Genomic DNA, 20,580 nt, shown 5'->3' with positions numbered 1-20,580 from the left:
GACATGGCAAAGGGGAATCACAAAAGGGTGCGCGGCAAGCCGCAGGCCCATAGCCTGCTGGAGCACTACCAGCCGATCGACGGCGTCGTCGACGAGATGGTCGACGCGTCAGGCAATCCCCGTCCGGTCTGGAAGCATTTTGTCGAAGCGCTCGACGACCTCGGGGCCGAAAAGCTCGGCCAGCGCTTCGCCCGCGCCGATCAGTATCTGCGCGATGCCGGTGTCTATTACCGCGTCTACGACAAGGCGGGCGCCAACGAGCGCGAATGGCCGCTGGCGCATATTCCCTTGCTCATCGAGGACAGCGAGTGGCAGGCGGTCAGCGCCGGCCTGGTGCAGCGCGCCGAACTGTTCGAGGAAATTGTTGCCGATATCCACGGGCCGAACCGGCTGGTCGAAAAAGGCATCCTGCCGGCAGGACTGATCGCGGCGAGCCCTGAATATTTGCGGCCCGTGGTCGGCACCAGGCCGGCCGGAGGGCATTTCCTGCACTTCTGCGCCTTCGAACTCGGCCGCGGTCCGGACGGCCGCTGGTGGGTGCTGGGCGACCGCACCCAGGCGCCTTCGGGCGCCGGCTTCGCGCTGGAAAACCGGGTCGCCACCACGCGCGCTTTGTCCGACATCTATGGCGAGATGCATGTGCACCGGCTCGCCGGCTTCTTCCGCCGCTTTCGCGATGCGCTGATCGGCATGGCAAAGGAGAGCGACGGCCGCGTCGCCATCCTGACGCCGGGGCCACTCAACGAGACCTATTACGAACACGCCTATATCGCCCGCTACCTCGGCATCATGCTGCTCGAAGGCGAGGACCTGACCGTTTCCGGCGGCAGGCTGATGGTGCGGACCGTGTCCGGCCTGATGCCCATCAGCGTGCTGTGGCGGCGGCTCGATGCCGCCTTCGCCGATCCGCTCGAGCTGCGCCCGGATTCGCAGATCGGTACGCCGGGGCTGGTCGAGGCGATCCGGCAAGGCACGGTGTCCACCGTCAATGCGCTGGGCTCGGGCCTGATGGAGACGCGCGCGCTGCTCGCCTTTCTGCCCAAGATCGCGCGCGAATTGTGGGGCGAGGAGCTGCTTTTGCCCAGTGTGGCGACATGGTGGTGCGGGCAGGAGACGGAGCGCGCCCATGTGCTCGCCAATATCGACCGCATGGTGGTCGGCCCGGCGCTGTCGACAAGACTTGCCTTCGAAGATGACGGACAGACGAAGCTCGGCTCGGCGCTGTCGGTCGGGGAGCGGGCGGAACTGGTGGCGCGCATCGAACGCGACGGCGAGGCCTTCGTCGGCCAGGAGGCGGTGACGCTTTCGACGACGCCGGTCTATGTCGGCGGCTGGCTGGAACCGCGGCCGGCGAGCCTGCGCGTCTATCTGGCGCGTACGCCCGAGGGCTGGACGGTGATGCCGGGCGGGTTTGCGCGCGTCGGCCTATCGCTCGACCCGACGGCGATCGCCATGCAGCGCGGCGGCCAGGCGGCTGATGTCTGGGTGGTCAGCGACAGACCCGTGGAGCGCGAGACGCTGCTGCCGCAGGAGAGCGACAGCTTCAACCGGACGAGGCCCGGTAGCCTGCCCAGCCGCGCGGCGGAAAACCTGACCTGGCTCGGCCGCTACATCGAACGCTCGGAAGACACGGTGCGTATCCTGCGCGCCTATCACGTGCGGCTCGCCGAAACGTCCGATCCGGACATGCCGCTGCTGGCCGATATCAGGGATTATCTCGAACCGTTCGGCATCGATGTCGAAACGGCGATCCCGCCAGGGCTGATCGGCACGCTCGACAGCGCGGTGTACAGCGCCGGCCAGATCCGCGATCGTTTCTCGCCGGATGGCTGGCTGGCGCTCAAGGATTTGTCAAAAACGATCCATCAGTTCGCCACCACCGTGGCGCCCGGCGACGATGCGACGCGGGCCATGACCGTGATCCTGCGCAAGCTTGCCGGATTCTCGGGCCTTTTGCATGAGAACATGTACCGCTTCGCTGGCTGGCGTTTCCTCGAGATCGGCCGGCGGCTGGAGCGCGGCATCCAGATCGCCAGCACGCTGGCCCGACTGACCAGCAGCAAGGCGCCGGACGGGGCGCTGGACATGATGCTGGAGATCGGCGACAGCGTGATGACCCATCGACGGCAATATCCGGTGCAGGCCGGCCGGCGCACGGTGATCGATCTCCTGGCGCTCGATCCGCTCAATCCACGCTCCATCCTGTTCCAGCTCGAGAGGCTGAAAGCAGAGATAGGGCTGTTGCCGGCGACCGGCGGCGAGGGGCACATGTCGGCGGCGGCCAAGGAGATCCTGCAGCTCAACACGTCCATCGCCATCAAGGAGCCGGCAGACATGACGGTGAGGGCGTTGAACGATCTCGCGGGCGAAATAGGCGGGCTCTACAGCAGCCTCGCCAAAGCCTATTTCGGCTAGAAAGAGATGGCCATGCTGTACGACATCAGGCTTCTGCTCCACTACGACTATGCTGCCGCTGCTGGCGGCGGACGCCATCAGGTGCGCGTGCTGCCGTCGACCATTGACGGTGTGCAGCGTGTCATCGCCGCTTCGCTTTCTTTTTCACCGGCACCCAACGAACGGTCGGATTTTTCCGATTTCTTCGGCAACAATGTCACTTCGATCGCGTTTCGCGACGCCCATGACACGCTCGACATCAGGATGAGCGCGCGTGTGTCGGTGGCGCGGCCCGAGCCGGGGCTCGACGTGTCGCCCGATCTCGGCCGCCTTCGACAGGAGCTGGCCGCCGTGCGGTCGCTTGCGCCTGCCTCGCCGCACCATTTCCTGGCCGCCAGCAGCCATGCGGGCATTGATGCCGCGATCACCGCATTCGCGCGAGACAGCATCGGAAACTCGGCCGCAGGGACGGCGATGAACCTGTGCAATCGCATCCATCGCGATTTCACATACGATGACGAGGCGACCACGGTGCGGACCCGGGCCAGCGACGCCTTCCAGCTGAAGCGGGGCGTCTGTCAGGATTTCTCCCACATCATGATCGCCGGCTTACGCGGGCTTGGCATTCCGGCCGGCTATGTCAGCGGCTTCCTGCGCACCATTCCGCCCAAAGGCAAGCCCCGGCTGGAAGGCGCGGATGCCATGCATGCCTGGGTCAAGGTCTGGTGCGGGCGTGATGCCGGCTGGCAGGAGTTCGATCCGACCAATGGCATGCGGGCCTCCAACGACCATATCACCGTTGGTTACGGGCGCGACTATTCGGATGTGGCGCCCATCGTCGGCGTGCTGAAGACGACTGGCGGACAGGTCGGCGACCAGGCGGTCGACGTCATCCCGGTCGTGCTCGAAAAGGCGTGAAACGGGGCGCACTAACTTGCCGGCGCCGCGAGTTCTCACAAGGATGGGGCAGACTTCTCAAACATCGATGCGGTCACTAGAGCAGCTCACCGGTTCACGGAAAAGGCGAGCCGATCCAAGTCTTTGATTTCGCGCAATTCCGGACGGAAAAGCGCCGTTTCACACTTTTCCTGTAAGTGCTTAGTCTGTATTCGCTTGGAGGGAGAATAGTCTTAGGCTGCCGCGCACAGGCATGAGGTTTGTCATTGAAAGCTGTCAGCGTCGTCATACCCGCCTACAATGCGGCGGCAACGATCGCTAAAACGCTGGCCTCGCTTGGCGGAGAGGCCGGGTTTATCGGCGAGGTCCTGCTGGTCGACGATCAATCGACCGATGGCACAGCCGATGCAGCCCGGCAGGCCGCGGCGCAATCATCCCTGCCTTTGCGTGTGCTGCCCGCCAGTTGCCGCGACGCCGGCGGCGCCCGCAACCTGGCGCTCGACGAGGCAGCCCATCCGTGGGTCTACCTGATCGACGCCGACGACCTGCACCTTCAGGGCGGCTTAAGCTCCTTGCTGTCGCAGGCGCAAACCCAGCCCAAGGCCGACATGATCGTCGGTGCCTTCCGGCGCAGGGTGAACGGCCAGGATCGGCAGATTAAGGTGCCAAACGGCTACACCGCAGCCTGCCTCACCAACGCCTCCGCCTACGTGAAGGGGGATATACGCTCGGTGGCGGTGGGCAGCGTGCTGGCTTCCCGGCGTCTCATCGGCGAGACCCGGTTCCCCGTCGGGCTCGCCTTCGACGAGGACACGCTGTTCTGGGCGCGGCTGATGAGCAAGGCGTCGCTGGTCATGGTTCAGCGCCCCGTCATGATCTACGAAGTTTCAGCGGAGCGTTCGGACGATCGCTTCACGGTCAACCCGGTGCGGCGCTTCCTGGACTGGCGCCGGGAGCTGCGTACGCTCACCGATTGCGGCATCCCGATTTCGGCACTGAAAGCCAGGGAGGGCCTCGTCGCGCTCAAGATCGCCCGTGTCCATTATGCGCGGGGCGACCTGGACATGGCCACGCGCTTTCTCGCAATAGCCTCAGTGGCGCCGAAGCGGCGCTCTGAAGCTTGGCGATGCCTGCGCTACAAATTCAAGCTCGCGGCGCGGCGCCGGCTGTCCCTTCCGCCGACACAGATGCAGCGCGCATTGTAGGCCTGACCGACGCCACCGGGATTGCCTTCTTTTCAGACGGGGTGTGGAACCAGCGGTCAGCCCGCAGCTTATCTACGGATATTTCGCGTGGAGCTTACATGCTGCAGAGAACCGGATCGTCGCGGAGCCGATTGGCCGACGGTGATAGCGTACCCAAGAATGGAGCACAGATTTCCGCCAGGGATGCCGCGCTGACCTATGTCAGCGATGCCGAGCCTGGCATCCGCCGGCTGAAGGCAGGCAAGGGATTCGCTTACAAGGCACCGGACGGGAAAGCGGTCTCCGATGCCGACAGAGCGCGCATCGCGGCGATCGTCATACCGCCGGCCTGGACCGATGTCTGGATTTCGCCCGATCCGAACGGGCATATCCAGGCGACCGGGAGGGATCAGCGGGGGCGCAAGCAGTATCGCTATCATCCGCAATGGGCCGAGGAGCGCGACGGCGCCAAATATTCGAGCCTCGTGGCTTTCGCCGAAAGCCTGCCGGACCTTCGGCGCAGGATCGACAGCGACCTGCGTCGTCACGGCCTGCCGCTCGAACGCGTCGCCGCCGCGGTGGTCTGGCTGCTCGACAACACGATGATCCGCGTCGGCAATGCAGCCTATGCTCGCGACAACAAGAGCTTCGGCCTGACGACTTTGCGGGACCGGCATGTCGATATCAAGGGATCGAGCCTGCGCTTCGCCTTCAAGGGCAAGTCCGGCAAGGAATGGAAATTGAAGCTGGTTGACCGCCGGATCGCGGGGATCGTTCGGGGCGCGCAGGACCTGCCGGGCCAGAAACTGTTCCAGTATCTCGACGAGGACGGCAACAGACGCCCTGTCCGCTCCGACGACGTGAACCACTATATCCGCGAAGCGGTCGGCGATGCGTTCAGTTCGAAGCACTTCCGCACATGGGGCGGCACCATCCACGCCGCGTCGCTGTTTGCACAGACGGAATTGCCTGAAAGCCAGGCACAGCAAAAACGGGTGATGAACAACGTCATCGACAAGGTGGCCGAACGGCTGGGCAATACGCGCGCGGTCTGCCGCCAATGCTATATCCATCCGCAGGTCTTCAAGGCTTGGAGCGAAGGACGACTGCTTGCCGAAATGGCGGAAGCCAACAAGCGCAAGCGATCCATCGAAGGCCTCGATGAGGAGGAAGCGCTCGTGTTGAGATGGTTGAAGACGCAGGAGGACCGATCGGCGGCAATCGGCGGCCGCTGAATCCGCGGCGTCTCGATTTTTTTATCGACGCCATGTCGGCATCGGCCCTACTGTTTCGTCCTTTGCTACAGAAAGGACCGTCCATGCTCTACGCCATCCTCTGCTACGCCTCCGAAGATGTCGTCTGTTCCTGGAGCAAGGAACAGGACGACAAGGTCATGGCCGACCTGCTCGGCGTTCAGGAGAAGTATGCCAACGCCGGCCGGCTTGGGCCCGTGGCGCGGCTTTTGCCGACGACGGCGGCAACGACGCTGCGGAAAGTGAAAGGTGAATCGCTGGTCATCGACGGGCCGTTCGCCGAGACCAAGGAACAGTTCCTCGGTTTCTACACGCTCGATTGCGCCGACCTCGACGAGGCCGTCGAGTTCGCCCGTGAGCTCTCCGAGGTCAACCCAAGCGGCGGTTCCTACGAAATCCGCCCGGTATCGGTGTTCCATCCGACCAGGGTTCCGGCATGACCGAACTCGCCTGGATAAGCTCCGCGATCAGCGCTGCCCGCCCACAGGCTATGGGCGCGCTGCTGCGCTATTTCCGCGATCTCGACACGGCGGAGGAAGCTTTCCAGGACGCCTGCCTCAAGGCGCTGAAGAACTGGCCGCAAAACGGGCCGCCTCGCGATCCGGCGGCCTGGTTGATCTTTGTCGGCCGCAACAGCGGCATCGACGCGGTGCGCAAGCGTGCCAAGCAGGCGCCGATGCCGGAAGAGGACCAGGTTTCCGATCTGGAGGACGCCGAAAGCGACATCGCCGAGCGGCTGGACGGAGCGCATTACCGCGACGACATATTGCGGCTGCTGTTCATCTGCTGTCACCCTGATTTGCCCGCAACGCAGCAGATCGCGGTGGCGCTGCGCGTCGTCTCCGGCCTCACCGTCAAGCAGATCGCGCGCGCCTTCCTGGTCGGCGAGAGCGCGATGGAGCAGCGCATCACCCGCGCCAAGGCGCGCATCGCGGACGCTGGCGTGCCGTTCGAGACGCCGGGCGCGGTCGAGCGCTCCGAGCGGCTCGCTGCGGTCGCGTCCATGGTCTACCTGATCTTCAACGAGGGCTATTCGACCAACAGCGGCGAGGCGCCGGCTCGCGCGCCCTTGTGCGAGGAAGCGATCCGGCTTGCCCGGCTGCTGCTGCGGCTGTTCCAGACCGAGCCGGAGATCATGGGGCTGACGGCGCTGCTTCTGCTGCAGCACGCACGCGCACCGGCACGTTTTGACGATGATGGCGAGATCGTGCTGCTCGAGGACCAGGATCGAAGCCTGTGGAGCCGCAAGATGATCGACGAAGGGCTGGCGCTCGTCGACAAGGCGCTGCGCCATCGCAAGCCAGGTCCCTATCAAGTCCAGGCGGCGATCGCAGCGCTCCACGCGCGGGCCGAGAAAGCCGAGGACACCGACTGGGTGGAGATCGACCTGCTCTATGGCCTGCTCGAGCAGATGCAGCCGTCGCCGGTCATCACGCTCAACCGTGCGGTCGCGGTCGCCAAGGTGCGCGGACCGGAAGCGGCGCTGGCGATGATCGAGCCGCTCGAGCCGAGGCTTTCGGGCTATTTCCATTTCTTCGGCCTCAAGGGCGGGCTGTTGATGCAACTCGACCGGGGCGAGGAGGCACGCATTGCCTTCGACCGCGCCATCGCGCTCGCCAATACGGCGGCGGAAGCTGCCCATATCCGCATGCATATCGACCGTCTGATCAAGGACGGCGCCGTACGCACGCCGGCGAAAAAGGCAAACTGAGCCCCTGCGCCCGGTCGGCCCGAGCATCGCCTGGCTCAATCGTGCAGCCCGGGCTTGGACCATGCCGGGGTGGCGATTTTCCCCTGAAACAGGTAATGGCACGCCATGACAGCCGCTTCCAGCCGCGACGGCGCCGGGAAGGCATGGCAGGCGTTGGCCCGCGCCCTACGAGCGGCGGGATTCTGAAAGGGACAGAAATGACGATAGCGAAGGAAACGGCCGAGCTTCTGGCGAAACTGGGCGTGGCCAAGGAGGCGCTTGACGGCGGCGACCTGATCGTGCGCAGTCCGGTGACGGGTGAGCGGATCGCGGCGCTGAAGACGATCTCGCCGGCCGACGCGGCAAAGACCATCGATGCAGCCCACAAGGCGTTCCAGTCCTGGCGGCTGGTGCCGGGTCCCAAGCGCGGCGAACTGGTGCGGCTGCTGGGCGAGGAACTGCGTACGCACAAGACCGAGCTTGGCCGGCTGGTGTCGATCGAGGTCGGCAAGATCCCGTCCGAAGGGCTCGGCGAAGTGCAGGAGATGATCGACATCTGCGATTTCGCCGTTGGTCTGTCCCGGCAATTGTACGGCCTGACCATCGCCACCGAGCGTCCGGGCCACCGCATGATGGAAACCTGGCATCCGCTTGGCGTCGTCGGTGTCATCTCCGCATTCAACTTCCCGGTCGCGGTGTGGTCGTGGAACGCAGCACTTGCGCTGGTTTGCGGCGATGCAGTGGTATGGAAGCCGTCGGAGAAAACGCCACTGACCGCGCTTGCCTGCGAGGCGATCTTCAAGCGTGCGGTCAAGCGCTTCGGCACCGACGCACCGCAAGGACTGGCACCGGTTCTGATCGGCGACCGTGCGGTCGGCGAGATCCTGGTCGACCATCCCAGGGTGCCGCTGGTTTCGGCCACCGGTTCGACTCGCATGGGCCGGGATGTCGGTCCGCGCCTGGCCAAGCGTTTCGCCCGCGCCGTGCTGGAACTGGGCGGCAACAATGCCGGCATCGTCTGCCCGACGGCCGATCTCGACATGGCGCTGCGCGCCATCGCCTTCGGCGCCATGGGCACCGCTGGCCAGCGCTGCACGACGCTGCGCCGCCTGTTCGTCCATGACAGCGTCTACGACGCCTTGGTGCCGCGGCTGAAGAAGGCTTATCAGAGCGTCTCGGTCGGCAATCCGCTGGAGACCTCGTCACTGGTCGGTCCGCTGATCGACAAGGCCGCCTTTGACGCCATGCAGAAGGCGCTGACGGAAGCGGCCGCGCATGGCGGCAAGGTGACTGGCGGCAGCCGGGTCGAGAATGGTCATCCCGATGCCTATTATGTGCACCCGGCACTGGTCGAAATGCCGAAGCAGGTTGCACCGGTGACGGAAGAGACCTTCGCGCCGATCCTCTATGTGATGAAGTATTCCGATTTCGACGCCGTGCTCGACGAGCACAATGCGGTCGGCGCCGGCCTGTCGTCGTCGATCTTCACCCGCGACTTGCAGGAATCCGAGCGCTTCCTCGGTGTCGACGGTTCGGACTGCGGCATCGCCAACGTCAATATCGGGACTTCCGGCGCGGAGATCGGGGGCGCTTTCGGTGGCGAAAAGGAAACCGGCGGCGGCCGCGAGAGCGGCTCCGATGCGTGGAAAGCGTATATGCGGCGCGCCACCAACACGGTGAATTATTCCAAGGCGCTGCCACTCGCCCAGGGCGTCTCGTTCGACATCGATTGAGAACGCCGGCCCGGTTCGGGTGTCGTTGCACACCCGAACCGTTTGCGACCGGAGGTTGATTGCCGAGTGCAGTTATGCTATCATCTTTCGCATGGTGCCGACATGCGCCGACGACCCGCCGCAAGGCGGGTTTTTTATTTCACGGTTCTTGTGTTTGGCTGGTTGTTGCCAACAGGCAGGTGACGCCGGCGACGCGGTTAAACCGCTCCAAGGCATGTCGCGGCGAATAGGATTCGCCCGACCTGCTGTAAGCCTCTGATTTATGCAGGTCGTTGTCCCGGAGCCGGGTGCCATCCATTAAGTCCCTGTTTTGACGCGATTCCGGGCGGAAACACACCCTTCCTGGAAGTGCTCTGGAAGCGGCCAAAAAGCACGCGCAGGTTGACAACCTTCCGGTTGCTGCAACATCCTGCCGATCTTTGACTCGGAGGTAGTTATGACTGTTTCGATCAACCGCCGCACCTTTTCCATGGGCACAGGAGCTTTGGCTTTGGCCGCCGCCGGCCTTTCGCCAGCGCACGCGCAGCAGGCTTTTTTCCGCATCGGCACGGGTGGAACGTCCGGCACTTACTATCCGGTGGGTGGCCTGATCGCCAACGCCATCTCGGCAACGGGGCCGGCCGGCGTCGAAGGCCTGGTCGCCACCGCCACGTCCTCCAACGGGTCGGTCGCCAACATCAGCGCCATCCAGTCGGGTGCATCCGAATCAGGGTTTACGCAATCCGATGTCGCCTACTGGGCATATTCGGGCACTGGCCTCTATGAGGGCAAGCCCAAGGCCGATGACCTGCGCCTCATCGCGACGCTCTATCCCGAAACGATCCATCTGGTCGCCCGAGCGGATGCTGGCATCAAGACGGTGGCGGACCTGAAGGGCAAGCGCGTTTCCCTCGACGAGCCGGGCTCAGGGACCATTGTCGACGCGCGCCTCGTGCTCGGCGCATACGGGCTGACGGAGAAAGATGTGCAGCCCGAATACCTCAAGCCCGGTCCGGCCGGCGAGCGGCTCCAGGATGGCGCCATGGACGCCTATTTCTTCGTCGGCGGCTATCCGACCGGCGCCATCGTCGAACTTGCCAGCACCAACAACATCACCCTGGTTCCAATCACCGGCCCCGAAGCCGACAAGCTCCTGTCCGAGCAGAAGTTCTTCTCCGCCGACACTGTGCCGGAAGGCACCTACAAGAACGTCGGCGAGACCAAGACCATATCCGTCGCCGCGCAATGGGTGACCAGCGCCAAGCAGACCGACGACCTCGTCTACAAGATCGTCAAATCGCTTTACAGCGACGCGACCCAGAAGGCGCTGCAGGCCGGCCATGCCAAGGGCAAGCTGATCACGCTCCAGAACGCGGTCACCAGCGCGGGCATTCCGTTTCATCCCGGTGCGGAGAAATTCTACAAGGAAGTCGGCGCCCTGAAGTAGGAGCTACCAGCGCGTAGGACCGATGGACGACAGCGAGGCGGGAGGCGTGCTTTCCGCCTCTTTTGCCTGGAAACTCAGGACACGGAACCGGCCATGAGCGACGATGACAAAATCACGCTTTCCGCGATGGAGTTCGATGAGGAGAAAGCTCGCGAACTGGAGGAGAAATTCGACTCCGAAATCCGATTCCGGCCATTGACCCAGGCCGCGGGCTGGCTGGTCGGCTTCCTCCTGGTGGCGTTGTCGCTGTTTCACTACTACACCGCCGGCTTCGGATTGCTGCAGGAGATGCTGCACCGAGGCATCCATCTGTCGATGGTGCTGGCGCTGATCTTCCTCGTCTTCCCGCTGGTGAAGAAGGGTTACGACCAGCCCGCGCAATCCAGCTTCCTGCGGCCGCTTGGCATACCGCTTTTCGACTGGGTGCTGGCGCTCGCCGCCGTGGTGGCCGTGCTGCACGTGCCGATGATCCCGCTCGACGATCTTGCCTTCCGCGTCGGCAACCCCACGACGCTCGATGTGGTGTTGGGCGTTATCCTGATCCTGCTCCTCCTGGAAGCGACGCGCCGCTCCGTCGGCATCCCGCTGCCGATCATCGCGTGCATCTTCATGGCCTACGCACTGTTTGGGCGGTACATGCCGAGCATTCTGGTGCACCCCGGCGCGTCCGTTTCCCAGCTTGTCGATCACCTCTATCTGACGACGCAGGGAATCTACGGCATCGCGCTCGGCGTCGTCGCCACCTACGTCTTCCATTTCGTGCTGTTCGGCGTCTTCGCAACCCGCATAGGCCTCGGCCAGCTCTTCCTCGACTGTGCCGCCTGGGTCGCCGGCCGCTACGCCGGCGGTCCCGCCAAGGTATCGATCTTCGGCTCGGCATTGTTCGGCATGATCTCCGGCTCGTCGGTCGCCAACACCGTCACCGTCGGCTCGCTGACCATCCCGGCGATGATCAAGCTCGGCTACAAGAAACATTTCGCCGCGGCGGTGGAGGCGGCGTCCTCGACCGGCGGTCAGGTCACGCCGCCGATCATGGGCGCGGCCGCCTTCCTGATGATCGAATTCCTCGAACTGCCCTACACGACCATCATTCTGGCCGCCATCGTGCCTGCCTTCATGCATTTCTTCGGCGTGTTCATGCAGGTGCATTTCGAGGCCAAGCGCACCGGCCTCCGAGGGCTCAGGCCGGACGAGATGCCCGACGTCGTCGAGGCGCTGAAGCGGGACTGGCCGACGATCATCCCGCTCGTCGTCCTCATCGGCGTCCTGCTCTCGGGCTACACGCCCTACATGGCCGCCTTCTGGGGCATCACGCTCTGCATCGCCGTCGGCTTGCTAAATCCGCGCCGTCGCATGTCGGTTGCCGACATCGTAGTATGCCTGCGCGACGGCGCCAAATATGCGCTCGCCGTCGGTGCCGCGGCCGCCACCGTCGGCATCGTCGTCGGCGTCGTCACCCTGACCGGCGTCGGCTTCAAGCTATCCTACATCGTCACCTCGACGGCGGGCCAGTTGTCGCTCCTGTTCGGCACCTTCATCCCCGAGTCGATCTTCTCGGCCCAGAGCCTGACGCTGCTGTTCACCCTGCTCATGACCGGCGTGGTCTGCATCCTGATGGGCTGCGGCATCCCGACGACGGCCAATTACATCATCATGGTGACCATCGCGGCACCCGCGCTGGTCATGCTGGGCACCGAACCGATCGTCGCCCACTTCTTCGTCTTCTATTACGGCCTGCTGGCCGACATCACGCCACCGGTGGCGCTGGCCGCCTATGCGGCGGCCGGCATGGCGGGGGCGGACCCGTTCAAGACAGGCAACACCGCCTTCCGGTTAGGGTTGGGCAAGGCGCTGGTTCCTTTCGTGTTCGTCTTCTCGCCGTCCCTGCTGCTGGTGACAAAGGACTTCACCTGGCCGAATTTCTTCCTGGCCTTTGGCGGCTGCGTGCTTGGTATCACCTGCCTCGGGGCCGCCCTGTCGCGCTATCTGCTGGTGCGAACGCGCCCATGGGAGAACGTGCTCTTGGTATTTGCCGCCCTGCTGCTGGTGGCGCCCGAGCTCTATTCCTCGCTGCTCGGCCTGGCGCTCGTCGTTCCCGTCGTGCTGCGCCATTGGAGCGCACGTCATACCGAAGAGGCGCAACCAGTCTGACCAGCGCCGCTCCCGCGCGATCGACGCTTCAAATAGGCCTGCATCAGCTTCACAAGTTGGGAGGTGGCGGGACTCGGCGGTCGGTGGAAAAACACGCTGCAAAGGCGCTGTCGACGACGGCCAGCTTGGCGGCCTGGACGATCATGTATTCCTCGTAGAATCCGTGCGACACCCACATCACCGAATTGCCGCGCTGACCAAGCCAGCCAATGCTACCGAGTTCCTCCGCCGTGCGCAGTTTACGGCTGAGATGGGTCCGCGACAGCTTGAGCCATTTGGCGAAGTCGCCGATCGAAACCACGCCGGTCGGAATTCGCTCCAGCCCGGCATGGTCGGGGTTGATGCCGGACATCAGCCAGTCCATGACGATGCCGCCATTGTTGAGCCAGATGAACAGGGAAAAGGTCTGGTTGGGTTCGCGCACCGGCTTTGAGGCAAGCAAGCCGTCAGCCACCAGGGGCTGCAGCGTGGCGAGCATGTCTGGCCGCTCGAGGAACCTGGCCAGCCGGTTGCCGCCATCGATATGGTCGAGCGTGCGCAGATGGGCTGTTACCCAGCCGGTGAATCGCTCAATCGTCGCCGCCGTCGGTTGCAGGGGATGCGTACGGCCGTCCCCACCCGCCACATACTCGGCGATGTTGTAGTGCAGCATCTCCTTGATGAAGGCGTCCGCCGTGTTGCGGCTGGCCACCGCGTTCTTGTGCACGACCTCGATGAAACGCGACACGGTCAGGTCCTTGCGGCGGTCGTCGGGGTCGCGCCTGAAGTGCATGGCAAGGCCGACATGACCCAATAGCCAGCGTTGCTGCGTGGCAAAGATGGAAGCCAGCCGCGGGCTTTCCTCATAGATGCGGATCAGGGACCGCGACTGTTCCTGAACGTAGCGGTGCAAGGCTGGATGGCCGGCTATGTCTTGCAGATTCAGCGATGATCTCCCGATGCCTTGAATCAACTCGCATGGCGAGATTGCGTTCCCCATTTTCCAGTCTTCGACATCTGTGTCCAGACGTACCAACGAAGAACAGGGCCAGCCAAGACACAGATCCGCGGCAACGGTCATGCGTCTCATTTCGCTGACTGCTTGCTGTGGCTTTAGAACCCTTCCCGTAATCGTTAGCCGAATAGCGAGATCCAGCCGCAGCGTGGCGCAACGGCCGTCAAGGGCCTCACGCCCTACGAATTCATTTGTAAAGCGTGGACCACTCAGCCGAACGTTTCACACTCAATCCGCTCCACCAGATGCCGGGACTAAACACCTAGGTGGGACCGACGCCTTTCACTCGGCCGCCTGTACCCGACCGGTTGTTATGATGGCGCGAATCTCCGACCGGCAGGAACCGCAATTGGTACCTGCCTTCAGCGTGGCGCCGATGGCTTCGACACTGTTGCAGCCGGCCGCCACGGCCGCGGTAATCTGGTTCACCCCGATGTTGAAACAGGAACAGACGGTCGCGCCGGCATCGGGCCGCTCGGCACCGGCACGGCCGGCGACGATCCTGAAGCGTTCGCGCTGGCTGGCGTGGACCTCGCCGAGCTGCTCGGCGGCCCAGCCGCGCGACACCGCGACCGGACCGGGTGCGATGAACAAGGCACCCGCCAGATGCTCGCCTTGGAAGGCGGCGATGCGGTGCTGGCCGGCCTCGCGGTCGTGATAGGCGAGCATTTCGGCATCCGCGGCATCGAAGAGAGAGCCGGCGAAGGCCGTCCAGTCGATATCGTCATTGGCAAAGGCCAGTTCGACCCGCCAGCCGCCCCGGCATCTGGCGGTCGCCCAGTAGTCGGCGGCCATCGTCACGGGCCTTTTGCGTGTCACGGCAAAGCCAAAGGCCCCAGCGGTGAATTTCTCGATGCGGGCGGCGACATGCTTTAGCGCCGGCTGCCCCGACACGGGATCGGCAAGCGACGCTGTCAGCGTGTCGAGCCGGCCCCTGGCGGCGAACTGGTCGGTCCAGTGCATCGGGGCGAACAGGCTGCCCGGGCGCTGGCGCGTTGTCACCAGCACGCGGACCAGCACTTCGCCGCGCGGAGTCGAAACGCGCGCGATGTCGGCGTCGCCAATGCCGTGGCGTTGTGCATCCTCGGGATGGATTTCGACGAAGGGCTCGGCGATGTGCTGGGACAGGCGCGGGCTTTTGCCGGTACGCGTCATGGTGTGCCAATGGTCGCGGATCCGGCCGGTGTTGAGGACGAGCGGGAAGGCGGCGGTGATGCGGGTCTCGACGGTTGGGCGCAGAGCGATGAAGCGGGCCTTGCGGTCGGGCGTGTAGAAGTTGCCGTCGGCGAAGAAACGGGTTGGTTGGCGTTCAATCGAAGTGGCCCCCTCTGGCCGAGTTCCAGCCTGAGCACCCCCTTCTGATTGAAGCTGAGCTTGAGCACCCCCCTCTGGCCTGCCGGCAGGCCAGAGGGGGGGGCCTGGGCTCGGTGCCGGCCAATGGAACGGAGCCAATCCTTCGTAGTCCTCAACATCGATCGCAGCATAAGCGCTGATGTCGAAATCCCGCTCGCCATCATTTTCGAACCCCGACAGCGCGGCGTGCTCGGCAAAGATCCCCGCCGGGCTCTTATGCGCGAACGCCTCGCCAAAGCCCATCCGCCTTGCCACTTCCGCAATGATCCACCAGTCGGGCCGCGCCTCGCCGGGGGCGGCCAAAAACGGCCGCTGGCGCGAGATGCGGCGCTCGGAATTGGTGACGGTGCCGTCCTTCTCGCCCCAGGCCGTGGCCGGCAGCCGGACATGGGCGTGGCGGACCGTGTCGGTCTCGGCCAGCACGTCCGACACCACGACGAAGGGGCAGGCCTTGATCGACGCCTCGACTGCCCCTGCATCCGGCATGGAATCGACCGGGTTGGTGGCCATGATCCACAACGCCTTGATGCGCCCATCGGCCACCGCCTTGAACATCTCGACCGCCTTGAGACCGGGCTCCCCGGCAATCGCCGGCGCCTTCCAGAAGCGCTGCACGCGTTCGCAATGCCCGGGGTTTTCGATCTCCATGTGGGCGGCGAGCATGTTGGCCATGCCGCCGACCTCGCGGCCGCCCATGGCGTTGGGCTGGCCGGTGACCGAGAAAGGGCCGGCGCCCGCTTTTCCGATGCGGCCGGTGGCGAGATGGCAGTTGATGATGGCGTTGACCTTGTCGGTGCCCTGGGACGACTGGTTGACGCCCTGGCTGTAGACGGTGACGGTCTTTTCCGTCCTGGCGAACAGGCTGTAGAAACGGCTAAGTTCGTCCTCGCTGAGGCCCGTGGCGGCAGCGACGCCGGCAAGGTCCAGCGTCGAGGCGGCGAACAGGGCTTGTCCGAATCCGGCCGTATGCGCCGTGATATAGGCACGGTCGAGCGCATTGTGCTGGCCGAGCCAGGCGAGCAGGCCGGTGAACAGGGCGACGTCGCCATCCGGCGCGATCGCCAGATGCATGTCTGCGATGTCTGATGTCATGGTACGGCGCGGATCGACCAGCACGATCTTCATCTCGGGCCGCTTTTCCCGGGCAGCCGCGATGCGCTGATAGAGCACGGGATGGCACCAGGCGAGATTGGAGCCGACCAGCACGATCAGGTCGGCCAGCTCCAGATCCTCGTAGGTTCCCGGCACAGTGTCCGAACCAAACGCGCGGCGATGGCCGGCAACCGACGAAGCCATGCAGAGCCGCGAATTGGTGTCGATGTTGGCCGAGCCAATGAACCCCTTCATCAGCTTGTTGGCGAGATAATAATCCTCGGTCAGCAACTGGCCGGAGACGTAGAAGGCGACCGCGTCGGGGCCATGTTCGGCGATGGTGTGCTGGAAGGTCGAGGCGACGACGTCGAGCGCCTCGTTCCAGCCGGCGGGGCGGTCGTGGATTTGCGGATGGAGCAGCCGGCCGTCGAGGTCGATCGTCTCGGCCAGTGCGGAGCCCTTGGAACAGAGCCGGCCGAAATTCGCGGGATGATCGGGATCGCCGCGGACAGATACCTGCCCGTCCGCGGTGATCTTCGCCAGCACGCCGCAGCCGACCCCGCAATAGGGGCAGGTGGTCCTCACCTCGCGCGCTGCGTCAATCTCCATGGTTCAGGCCGCGCGGCTGGCCAGCGCTTCCAGCGCGACGAACAGGTGCTCGCCCTCCCGCTTCACGGGAATCGTGCGCACGGCGCCTTCGTCGGCGCCAAGCGCCTTACCCGTCTCCAGCGAGATCACCCAATTGTGCAAGGGGCAGGTCACCGCCGCGCCATGGACAATGCCCTGGCTCAGCGGTCCGCCCCTGTGCGGGCAATGGTCGTCAATAGCGAAAACCTGATCCTCGGCGGTGCGAAAGACAGCGATCTTGCCTTGCGGGGTGGCGACACAGCGCGCGCCACGGCGGGGAATGTCGGAGAGGGTGCCGATCGATGTCCAGGTCATAGGTGTGCCTTTGCTTGATAGGATTGCGCCAAGGCGCCCCCCTCTGTCCTGCCGGACATCTCCCCCGCAAGGGGGGAGATTGGCAGCTTGAGCGCAGGCGCATTTTCTTCAGCGCTGGAGATTGGCGAAAGCAGATATGACATCCGATCTCCCCCCTTGCGGGGGAGATGGCCGGTAGGCCAGAGGGGGGTGCCTCGCGCAAACATCTCCATCACTCCGCCGCCTGCGCAAATCCTACCGAAGCCATCGGCCGGAATTCGTGCTTGTCCTTGCCGGACACGCGCTCGGACCATGGATCGACCTGGGCGAACTTCTGCGAAAAGATGAAGCGGTCGTAATAGGCCTTGCGCTTCTCGCCATCGTCCATGATCTGGCGCTTGATCTCGGCGATGCCGATGCGCTTGGCCCATTTGTAGATGCGTTCGAGATAGCGGCCCTGCTCGCGATACATCTGTGTCAGCGCCACGATATGCTCCAACGCCTCGTCCTCGGTCCTGACCAGGCCGAGCACTTCCGTGCCCTTGATGTCGAGCCCGGCGGCGCCGGCGAAATGGATCTCGTAACCGCTATCGACGCAGATGACGCCGACGTCCTTGCAGGTCGCCTCGGCGCAATTCCTCGGGCAGCCCGACACCGCCATCTTGACCTTGGCCGGCGTCCACGAGCCCCACATGAACTTCTCGATGCGGATGCCGAGACCTGTCGAATCCTGCGTGCCGAAGCGGCACCAGTCCGAGCCGACGCAGGTCTTCACCGTGCGCAGGCCCTTGGCATAGGCATGGCCCGAAACGAAGCCGGCCTGGCCGAGATCGGCCCACACCGCCGGCAGGTCCTCCTTGCGGATGCCCAGCATGTCGATGCGCTGGCCGCCGGTGACCTTGACCATCGGAATCTCGAATTTGTCGACGACGTCGGCGATGGCGCGCAGTTCGGCCGCATTGGTGACGCCGCCCCACATGCGCGGCACCACCGAATAGGTGCCGTCCTTCTGGATGTTGGCGTGGACGCGCTCGTTGATGAAGCGCGACTGGTAGTCGTCGGCATACTCGTCCGGCCAGTCGCAGACGAGGTAGTAGTTAAGGGCCGGCCGGCATTTGGCGCAGCCGCAGGAGGTCTTCCACTCCAGCTCCTGCATGACCGCCGGAATGGTCTTCAGTCCCTTGGCCTTGATCAGCCTGCGCACGTCGTCATGGCCGAAAACGGTGCAGGAGCACATGGGCTGCACGGCGGCCGGGTTGTAGGTGTCGCCAAGGGTCAGCACCATCAGCTTTTCGACCAGCCCGGTGCAGGAGCCGCAAGACGCCGACGCCTTGGTGTGGGCGCGCACGTCGTCGAGCGAAGTCAGGCCCTTGCCCGTGATCGCGCCCGTGATCTTGCCCTTGCAGACGCCGTTGCAGCCGCAGATTTCCGCATCATCCGGCAAGGCTGCAACGGCCGCCATAGGGTCCAGCGGGGCACCCCCCTGGTAGGACTGGCCGAAGATCAACGTATCGCGCATCTGCGATATGTCGGTCTGTTTCTTCTTCAGGTCGTTGAACCAGGCGCCGTCCGATGTCTCGCCATAGAGCACGGTGCCGATGATGCGGTCATCCCTGAGCACCAGCCGCTTGTAGACGCCGGCCGAGGCGTCGCGCAGCACGATCTCCTGGCGGTCGTCGCCATCGGCGAAGTCGCCGAGCGAGAAGAGGTCGATGCCGGTGACTTTCAGCTTGGTCGGCGTGTCCATGTGGACGAAGGCGGCGGTCTCGTCGCCGGCAAGCTGATGAGCGGCGACACGCGCCATCTCATAGAGCGGCGCCACCAGCCCGTAGACCATGCCGCCCACCTCGGCGCATTCGCCGAGTGCGTAGATATCCGGGTCGTTGCTGCGCATCCCGGCATCGACGACGATGCCTCTGTTGACGGCAATGCCTGCATCCTTGGCCAGTGCCGCGTTCGGCCGGATGCCTACCGCCATGACGACCAGCGTCGCCGGGATGATTGTGCCGTCGGCGAGTTCCACCCGCTCGACCTTGCCATTGCCGGTGATTGCCTGCGTGTTGGCCTTGGTGACGACCTTGATGCCGCGCTGCTCCACCGCGCGCTGCAGGAGGTAGCCGGCGGCCGGATCGAGCTGGCGCTCCATCAGCGTCGGCATGACGTGCAGCACGGTGACATCCATGCCTTGCGCGTTGAGGCCGGCCGCCGCCTCCAATCCGAGCAGGCCGCCGCCGATGACGACGGCCTTGGCGCGCGACTGGGCGGCGAGCATCATCGCCTGAACGTCGTCGAGATCGCGGTAGGTCAGCACGCCCGGCAGATTGTGGCCGGGCACCGGGATGATGAACGGCACCGAGCCGGTGGCGATGACAAGCTTGTCGTAAGGCTCGGTGACGCCGTGGTCGGAGGTGACGGTCTTCGCTTGCCGGTCGATGGCCATGATCTTGTGGCCCTTGTAGAGGGTGATGTCATTGGCGATGTACCAGCCGTCGCCATGGATGATGATTTCCTCATAGGCCTTCTCGCCGGAGAGCACCGGCGACAGCATGATGCGGTCGTAATTGACCCTGGGCTCGGCGTTGAAGATGGTGACCGCGTAGCGGCCTGGCGCCTGTTCCAGCAGATGCTCCAGCATGCGCCCGGGCGCCATGCCATTGCCGATGATGACGAGTTTTTCGGTCATGGCGTTACTCCGCGGCTTCGACGAAGCGGTGGCGTTCGTAGAGAAACTTCAGCACCGCCTCGCGGCAACGCAGGAATGTCCGGTCGGAGGCAAGTTCGATGCGTCGGCGCGGCCGCGCCAGCGGCACGGGCAGCACCTCGCCGACGGTCGCCGCCGGGCCGTTGGTCATCATGACGATGCGGTCGGACAGCAGCACCGCCTCGTCGACGTCATGCGTGATCATAATCGTCGTCGAACCGAGCCTGGAATGGATGTCCATCACAGCGTCCTGCAGATGGGCGCGGGTCAAGGCGTCGAGCGCGCCGAACGGCTCGTCGAGCAGCAGGATCTTGGGTTCCATGGCAAGCGCCCTGGCAATGCCGACGCGCTGTTTCATGCCGCCGGAGATTTCGGCCGGCCGCTTGTCGCTCGCATGCGCCATCTGCACGAGGTCGAGATTGCGCATGATCCAGTCATGCCGCTCGGCCTTGCTCTTCGAGCGGCCGAAGACTTTCGACACCGCCAGATTGATGTTCTCGTAGACGGTCAGCCACGGCAGCAGCGAGTGGTTCTGGAACACAACGGCGCGCTCGGGGCCGGGGCTGTCGACCTCCTTGTCCTCCAGCAACACCGCGCCGGCGGAAACCTTGGTCAAGCCGGCGATCAGGTTGAGCAAGGTCGACTTGCCGCAACCGGAATGGCCGATGATGGAGACGAATTCGCCCTTGTCGATGGTCAGCCGGATGTCCCTCAGCACATCGCTTACCTGGCTGCCACGAGCGAAGGATTTGTCGATATGGTCGAGCTTGAGATAGGCGGTCATGGCGCTC

General features: G+C 64.4%; 14 protein-coding genes and 1 pseudogene. 10 read left to right on the top strand and 5 right to left on the bottom strand.

The genetic code is table 11. From position 1 onward, the window contains the following. The first annotated feature begins 3 nt into the window (after nt 1-3). The 9 genes from LB516_RS28030 (at nt 4) to LB516_RS27990 (ending at nt 12,728) form a co-directional block, all read left to right on the top strand. Nucleotides 4-2,415, top strand: coding sequence for a circularly permuted type 2 ATP-grasp protein (locus tag LB516_RS28030; RefSeq protein ID WP_224720763.1), 2,412 nt, complete (start codon nt 4-6; stop codon nt 2,413-2,415). A gap of 12 nt (nt 2,416-2,427) precedes the next feature. Next, nucleotides 2,428-3,312 (top strand): transglutaminase domain-containing protein, encoded by an 885-nt coding sequence (locus LB516_RS28025; protein WP_140721496.1) that lies wholly within the window; start codon nt 2,428-2,430, stop codon nt 3,310-3,312. A 245-nt stretch (nt 3,313-3,557) separates the two neighbouring features. Further along, on the top strand, nt 3,558-4,496 hold the full coding sequence (locus LB516_RS28020) for a glycosyltransferase family 2 protein (RefSeq protein WP_224720762.1): 939 nt from the start codon (nt 3,558-3,560) through the stop codon (nt 4,494-4,496). 98 nt (nt 4,497-4,594) lie between these two features. Then, complete coding sequence (locus tag LB516_RS28015; RefSeq protein WP_140661836.1) at nt 4,595-5,710, top strand: DNA topoisomerase IB; 1,116 nt, start codon at nt 4,595-4,597, stop codon at nt 5,708-5,710. A gap of 83 nt (nt 5,711-5,793) precedes the next feature. Continuing rightward, complete coding sequence (locus tag LB516_RS28010; RefSeq protein ID WP_015315946.1) at nt 5,794-6,168, top strand: YciI family protein; 375 nt, start codon at nt 5,794-5,796, stop codon at nt 6,166-6,168. Continuing rightward, nucleotides 6,165-7,439 (top strand): RNA polymerase sigma factor, encoded by a 1,275-nt coding sequence (locus LB516_RS28005; protein WP_015315947.1) that lies wholly within the window; start codon nt 6,165-6,167, stop codon nt 7,437-7,439. The genes LB516_RS28010 and LB516_RS28005 overlap by 4 nt, the downstream gene beginning before the upstream one ends. Nucleotides 7,440-7,636: 197 nt before the next feature. Further along, nucleotides 7,637-9,151, top strand: a complete 1,515-nt coding sequence (locus LB516_RS28000; protein WP_140619496.1) for an aldehyde dehydrogenase family protein — start codon at nt 7,637-7,639, stop codon at nt 9,149-9,151. A gap of 436 nt (nt 9,152-9,587) precedes the next feature. Further along, entirely contained in the window at nt 9,588-10,577 is a 990-nt protein-coding gene (locus LB516_RS27995) for a TAXI family TRAP transporter solute-binding subunit (RefSeq protein WP_140721502.1), read from the top strand. 93 nt (nt 10,578-10,670) lie between these two features. Next, a complete protein-coding gene (locus LB516_RS27990) occupies nt 10,671-12,728 on the top strand; it encodes a TRAP transporter permease (protein ID WP_224720761.1) in 2,058 nt (685 codons plus the stop codon). 49 nt (nt 12,729-12,777) lie between these two features. Here LB516_RS27990 and LB516_RS27985 read toward each other — a convergent pair whose 3' ends face one another. Beyond that, nucleotides 12,778-13,707 (bottom strand): hypothetical protein, encoded by a 930-nt coding sequence (locus tag LB516_RS27985; RefSeq protein WP_224720760.1) that lies wholly within the window; start codon nt 13,705-13,707, stop codon nt 12,778-12,780. Nucleotides 13,708-13,884: 177 nt separating this feature from the next. Here LB516_RS27985 and LB516_RS27980 point away from each other — a divergent pair. Continuing rightward, nucleotides 13,885-13,988 (top strand): annotated as a pseudogene (locus tag LB516_RS27980) (IS481 family transposase); the annotation flags it as partial. A gap of 16 nt (nt 13,989-14,004) precedes the next feature. On the opposite strand, the gene LB516_RS27975 reads toward LB516_RS27980, so the two are convergent. The 4 genes from LB516_RS27975 to LB516_RS27960 form a co-directional block, all read right to left on the bottom strand. Beyond that, entirely contained in the window at nt 14,005-16,776 is a 2,772-nt protein-coding gene (locus LB516_RS27975; protein WP_224720759.1) for a nitrate reductase, read from the bottom strand. Nucleotides 16,777-16,779: 3 nt separating this feature from the next. Beyond that, entirely contained in the window at nt 16,780-17,109 is a 330-nt protein-coding gene (nirD, locus tag LB516_RS27970) for a nitrite reductase small subunit NirD (protein ID WP_140661842.1), read from the bottom strand. A gap of 211 nt (nt 17,110-17,320) precedes the next feature. Beyond that, complete coding sequence (gene nirB, locus LB516_RS27965; RefSeq protein WP_140661843.1) at nt 17,321-19,771, bottom strand: nitrite reductase large subunit NirB; 2,451 nt, start codon at nt 19,769-19,771, stop codon at nt 17,321-17,323. Between the two features lie 4 nt (nt 19,772-19,775). Next, a complete protein-coding gene (locus LB516_RS27960; RefSeq protein WP_015315955.1) occupies nt 19,776-20,573 on the bottom strand; it encodes an ABC transporter ATP-binding protein in 798 nt (265 codons plus the stop codon). Nucleotides 20,574-20,580 lie beyond the last annotated feature (7 nt).

It is taken from the genome of Mesorhizobium sp. CO1-1-7 (genome assembly GCF_020164885.1).
GTDB classification, from domain to species: Bacteria; Pseudomonadota; Alphaproteobacteria; order Rhizobiales; family Rhizobiaceae; genus Mesorhizobium; species Mesorhizobium australicum.
This window is presented reverse-complemented; position numbering and strand designations above follow the sequence as displayed.